This is a genomic window from Treponema endosymbiont of Eucomonympha sp., from assembly GCF_001028545.1.
In genome coordinates this window covers 1-6,318 of record NZ_BBPW01000041.1, presented here as the reverse complement: position 1 = coordinate 6,318, position 6,318 = coordinate 1, and the positions used below count along the sequence as shown (strand labels likewise).

The window sequence follows — 6,318 nt, the reverse complement described above, 5'->3', positions numbered from 1 at the left end:
CCTGCCTTGAGCCGACCGCGCAGAGGCTGTTGTGGCAATTCGTCAGCACATACGGCAGGGGAAAGCGCGTCATGCCGCTCGCCCGCGCCGTCTGGATTATGCCCACATAGTCGATGTCGTGCGGCGCTCCGTCCGTGAGCCAGACGGACGACCAGCAGGCGGTTTCGGTGGTCATAACGTCTATTCCGTTGCGGAAATCCACCGGAAGCCGCGCCACGCCGTCTCCGACGAATTCGAGCGCCTTGTTTTTGACGTACCCGTTCCGAAACACCGCGCCGATGATTGCGAGCGCCGCGTCCTGCGGACCGACTCCGGCGCGGGGCGTTCCGGTCAGGTACACGGCGACCACGTCGGGACAGGAAAGGTCATACGTCCTGCCGACGAGCTGTTTGGCAAGCTCGCCGCCGCCTTCGCCCACCCCCATAGCGCCGAGCGCGCCGTAGCGCGTGTGGCTGTCCGAACCCAGAATCATCTTGCCGCACCCCGCCATAAGCTCGCGGTTGTACGAATGGATGACCGCAAGGTGGGGCGGCACGTAGATTCCGCCGTATTTCTTCGCCGCCGACAGCGCGAACACGTGGTCGTCCTCGTTTATCGTGCCGCCGACCGCGCAGAGGCTGTTGTGGCAATTCGTCAGCACATACGGCAGGGGAAAGCGCGTCATGCCGCTCGCCCGCGCCGTCTGGATTATGCCCACATAGGTTATGTCGTGCGACGCGAGGGAGTCGAAGGTGATTTTGAGTTCCCGCTCGCTCCCGCTGTTGTGCGCGGACAGAATCCCGTGGGTAATCGTACCCTTCCGCGCCGCTTCGCGGTTCGCCGCCTTGCCGCGCCGCTTCAGCTTCGCGGCGGCGTCCGCGTCGTCCGCAATGAGCTCTGCGCCGTCCGCCAGATACGCGCCGGTTTTGAACAGTGTAATCACGAGGGAGCCTCCTTAAAACGCCGCCGTCTTTAATCCGGGGACTCGCCGCCGCAAAGCGCGCGCAAGCGGCGGAAACAAGTGTCGCCATAGCCCCGTAAGACAAGCGATTCGCCATACTACCGGAAACCCCGCCCATAGGTCAATTATTCGCCCGCGCCGTACCGAGCGGCGGGCACGGGACGCCTGCAAAAGCAGACGCTCGGCTGGGCATAAAAAGAGCGGGGCGCGCGCCCCGCTCTTTTTCATTCTTTGTTCCTCTCCTCTACTATAAACGAAGGGTAACCTCCAAAGAAATTACCCCCGTTATTAGTTAACCAATCAACTTGGCTATTCCATGAGCAATTCCCATGGCGGCGGCGGCAAGTGCCGCTGCTGCTGCAAGTGCTCCCCAAAACCAAACTTTCATTCCCGCAAATACGGCAATCATTACGTTCAACATTTTTCTTTCCTCCCTTATGAAATTATTTTTTATACCGGACTTTTACGTCTCCAATCTGACGCAAAGTATACAACACGCTCCGCACCCTGTCAATAAGTTATTTTGCACAAAAGCGGCGTCAAATGACCCGCTCATACAATTTTATGAGTGACTCATAAAAACCTCTGAGTCACTCATACGATTTTATGAGCGACGCATAAAAACCTCTGAGTCACTCATACGATTTTATGAGCGACTCATAAAAACCTCTGAGTCACTCATACGATTTTATGAGCGGCGCATAAAAACCTCTGAGTCACTCATACGATTTTATGAGTGACTCATAAAAACCTCTGAGTCACTCATACGATTTTATGAGCGACTCATAAAAACCTCTGAGCGACGCATAAAATCCTATGAGCGGCTCAAAAACGCCGCCAAAGGTCGCGTCCGGTCTTGCCGTTACGCCGTGTATTTCTATATAATACAAAGGTTTTTCCGTTACTCCGGGACTGTATGCCGTCATAGGGAAAGCGGCTTTGCCGCTTTCCCTATGAGACAAGAAAAGGAACGGGCTTTGCCCGCTCCTTTTCTCTCCATTCCGGCAGCCCCGGTCGGCGCTTGCCTCTCTGCTGCTCGCCCGCTCGCAGGGGTCGGCTTCCCGCTTTATACGTTGTCTCCGCGCCACCCTATACGTTGCCAGCATTCAGGCGAAAGCCTCTATGCCGAGTTCCTTCAAGAAACTCGAACCTTGCCCGCGCTCCGCGCGCGTAACGCTTGATAGCGCCGCGCGCACGGTATACAATGCCTCTTGCCGCGCACGCGGGCGCATATAATACAAGGAACTATCATGGCTGATACGGAAAGCGGAAGCGGTCTGCCGGACGAAAGGCGGCAGGAAATCAGGACGCCCGAAGGCGGGACGGTCATCCCCACCCCTATCGAGAAAGAAGTAAAAGAAGCGTACATAGACTATTCCATGTCGGTCATCGTGAGCCGCGCCTTGCCCGACGTGCGCGACGGGCTGAAGCCCGTGCACCGGCGCATTCTGTACTCTATGGAAGAGCGCGGGCTGCGCTATTCGGGCGCGACGCGGAAGTGCGCCAAGATTGTCGGCGACGTGCTCGGCAGCTATCACCCGCACGGCGACGCCTCGGTATACGACGCGCTCGTGCGCCTCGCGCAGGACTTCTCGCTCCGCTATCCCGTGATTCATTCGCAGGGCAACTTCGGCACAATCGGCGGCGACCCGCCGGCGGCGTACCGCTACACCGAGGCGAAACTGGCGCGGCTCGCAGAACCTATGGTGGACGACATAAAGAAGGACACCGTCGACTTCAAGCCAAACTTCGACGAGTCGACTCTGGAGCCGACGGTGCTGCCGGGCAAGTTCCCGTTCCTGCTGGCGAACGGCTCGACGGGAATCGCCGTCGGAATGGCGACGAACATGCCGCCGCACAACGTCCGCGAAATCGCCGCCGCCGTTTCCGCCTATATCGACGACCCCGCGGTGTCGCCCGAAACCCTGTGCGGGATCGTTGCCGGACCGGACTTCCCGACGGGCGGAATCATCTACGGCAGAACGGGAATACGGCAGGCGTACCTGACGGGGCGCGGGCGGCTCGTGGTGCGCGGGCAGTTCGTCATAGAGGAGGACAAGAAGGGGCGCGAGACGCTCGTCTTTACCGAGGTGCCCTATCAGGTGAACACCACGGCGCTCGTCTCGCGGATAGGCGAGCTGGCGCGGGACAAGGTCATAGACGGCATATTCTCGATAAACGACGAGAGCTCCGACCGCGCGGGGCTGCGCATAGTTATAGAACTGAAGCACGGCGCTATCGCCAAGGTGGTGCTGAACCAGCTTTTCTCGCACACGGCGCTGCAGTCGGCATACGGGATCATAAACCTCGCGCTCGTCGACGGGCGCCCCGAAGTGCTCACGCTGAAGGGGCTTATCGAGCACTTCGTCAAACACCGCCGCGTCGTTATAACGCGCCGCGCCAAGTTTGACCTGCGGAAGGCGGAAGAGCGGGCGCATATCCTTGAGGCGCTCATCGTCGCTATCAGCAATATCGACGAGGTGATCCGCATTATCCGCGGCAGCCGCAACGCGGACGCGGCGAAGGCGGCGCTCATGCAGCGCTTCGGCTTTGACGACGCACAGGGACAGGCGATAGTCGACATGCAGCTCAAGCGGCTCACCAGCCTCGAAATCGAGAGCCTCCGGCAGGAACTGCAGGAACTGCACGCGCTCATTGAGCGGCTGCGGGATCTGCTCGCGCGACCGGAGAAAATCCTCGCCATAGTGCGGGACGAGACGAACGACATGGCGGAGCGTTTCGGCGACGAGCGGCGCACCAAAATCGTGAACGACGAGATAGAAGAAATCAACACCGAAGACCTTATCCGCGAGGAGGAAATGGCTATCCTCATATCCGGCGTGGGCTATATCCGGCGCGTGCCGATAACGGCGTACAAGAGCCAGGGACGCGGCGGCAAGGGGTCGAACAGCGCGAAGCTCGTCGAGGACGACTTTATCAAGCAGATTTTCGTCGCCTCCACGCACGACCACATACTGTTCATAACGAGCGCGGGGAAGGCGTACTGGCTGAAGGTGCACGAGCTGCCCGAAACGGGGCGCAACTCGCGCGGGGCGCACATAAAGGGCTTGCTCATGGTGTCGGCGAACGAGGAAATCACGGCGGTCGTGGCGCTGAAGGAGTTTTCTGACGACCGGTACCTGTTTATGGCGACGGCGGCGGGCGTGGTGAAGAAGGTGGCGACGAGCGGCTTCCGCAACGCAAAAGCGAAAGGAATCATAGCGATTAACCTTGACGACGGGGACCGGCTCGTCGCCGCAATCCTGAGCGGCGGCGCGGACGACGTGGTGCTGATTACGCGGCGGGGGCAGGCGCTCCGCATAGCCGAGTCCGACGTGCGCGCTATGGGGCGGGCGTCTCGCGGTGTCAGGGGAATCCGGCTCGGCAAGAACGACGGGCTCGCCGCCGCGCTCCGCGTGGAAACCGGCAGCCGAATGCTCGCGGTGTGCGCGCACGGCTACGGCAAGCGGGTCGACTTCGGCGAGTTTGCGACGCACGGGCGCGGCACGGGCGGGCAGCGCCTGTACAACGTGAACAGCAGAACCGGCGAAATCATAGGCGCCATAGTGCTGGCGGACGCGGACGAAATCGTCTGCATAACGAATCAGGGCAAGGCGCTCCGCGTCGCGGCGGATTCCATAAGCAGGCAGGGGCGCGCGTCGTCGGGGGTGCGCGTGCTTGAAATCGAGCCGCCGGATATGGTCATAGGGGTCGACCGCGTGGCAAGCGAGGGCAGCGCGGAGGCGTTCCCCGTAGGGAACGTCCGAGTTCTTTGAAAGAACTCGGCATATAGGCGGGATATGGGCAAGCGCATAGGCGCGAATTCACGCGGGGTTCGACAGGGCGGACGCGAGCCTCCCGATAGGGCTTACGACAGGCTCTCGTGTGGGCGGACGAGAGCCTCTGTTTTGGACAGTACGTTATCGGCTTACCGCCCTGTAAGGTGCCGGCTTACTGGACAGTAAGGTGTCGGCTTACTGAACAGCACAGAGGCAGCGGCTACCGGGGCTATCGTGAAGGCTTCGTTGAAGTTTCTACCAGTGGGGCTACCGAGCGGGCTTACCGGAGGGCGAAAACCGTAGGGCGGGTAAGCACTTGCAGAGTTTATCAAGAAGGTTCCGTTGAAGTTTCCACCCAGTTACCTGCCGAGCGGGCTTTGCGGCGGTTTCCGCATAATTGCCTACCGAGCGGACTTACCGAAGGGCGCAAACCCCTATGCCGAGTTCCTTGAAAGAACTCGGACGTTACCCCTACGGGGTAATGCGTGGGACAGAGACGCTCGTAAGCCCTAACGAGAGGCGGCGTTAAGGGCTTAATAGAAGCGGCGTTAATCCGTAATACGGGTAAGCATTTACCGCGTCTACCGAGCGGGCTTGCCGAAGGGCGAAGAACCCATATACCGTAGTACGGGTAAGCGGCTACCGTGCCTGCCGAGCGATATGCGGGCAGGGCGACATAAAGCCCGTAGTACGGATATGCACCTACTGTGTTTATCAAGAAGGCTTGCCGAGAGGCGACGGGCAGCGTCCAGTTGCCTGCCGAGCTATCCAACCAAGAGGCGAAAGCCTATATGCCGTAGTACGGGTAAGAACCTACCGTGCCTGCCGAGCGATATGCGAACAGGGCGACATAAAGCCCGTAGTACGGATATGCACCTACCGTGTTTATCAAGAAGGCTTGCCGAGAGGCGAGCGGTTGCCGCCCAGTTGCCTGCCGAGCGGACTTACCGAAGGGCGCAAACCCCTATGCCGAGTTCCTTGAGGAAACTGCCGCATATACGGTAAAGCCGAACACCGTCACAGCGGTTCACTTGGTGCCTACCAAGAGGCGGGCGGGAGCCATAGGGCGGATAAGCACCTGCCGAGTTTATCAAGAAGGCTTGCCGGAGGGCGACGGGCGCTGCCCGTGTCGGGAGTGCCAACACCCCATGCGGGGGAGCCGTGTTACCCTGCGGGTAATGTTTAAGTTTCTTGAGGAAACTTGACAGAGAGGCAAGCGGCTAGCGGGGCTACCGTGAAGGCTTCGTTGAAGTTTCCACCAGTAGGGCTACCGAGCGGGCTTGCCGCGTTCCCTGTAACGACCTGCCCGTGTTGGGAGTGCCGCGTTACCCTGCGGGTAACGACCGAGTTCTTTGAAAGAACTCGGCAGAGAGGCTGACACTTAGCGCCGCTTCCGTGAAGGCTTGCCGGGGGGGGGGGGGGGGGGGGGGGGCGATATAAAACCGTAATACGGCAATTGGGCACGGGCGCACCACAAGGTGTATGGTGGTTGTTTGCGAACGGTGCCCCCACGGCAACGCGACACAGCGGGGAGCGCGAGTGCTGGCGCGCACACCATCAGGCTACACCAAGCGTCCTACGGGGGCGGGCGGGGCGCGG

General features: G+C 60.2%; 4 protein-coding genes. 1 reads left to right on the top strand and 3 read right to left on the bottom strand.

Translation table 11 applies throughout. The annotated features are described in order from the left end of the window. The 3 genes from AWU74_RS03205 to AWU74_RS13135 form a co-directional block, all read right to left on the bottom strand. Positions 1-922 (bottom strand): aconitase family protein (locus tag AWU74_RS03205; protein WP_238580149.1); only part of this gene is annotated, 922 nt, incomplete at its 3' end. A gap of 310 nt (positions 923-1,232) precedes the next feature. Continuing rightward, positions 1,233-1,361: a hypothetical protein gene (locus AWU74_RS13140; protein WP_306700940.1), complete on the bottom strand. Its 129-nt coding sequence runs from the start codon at positions 1,359-1,361 to the stop codon at positions 1,233-1,235. Between the two features lie 337 nt (positions 1,362-1,698). Then, entirely contained in the window at positions 1,699-1,830 is a 132-nt protein-coding gene (locus tag AWU74_RS13135) for a hypothetical protein (protein WP_306700937.1), read from the bottom strand. 360 nt (positions 1,831-2,190) lie between these two features. Between AWU74_RS13135 and gyrA the strand changes: the two genes are divergently transcribed. After that, entirely contained in the window at positions 2,191-4,716 is a 2,526-nt protein-coding gene (gene gyrA / locus AWU74_RS03195) for a DNA topoisomerase (ATP-hydrolyzing) subunit A (protein ID WP_062327514.1), read from the top strand. Positions 4,717-6,318 lie beyond the last annotated feature (1,602 nt).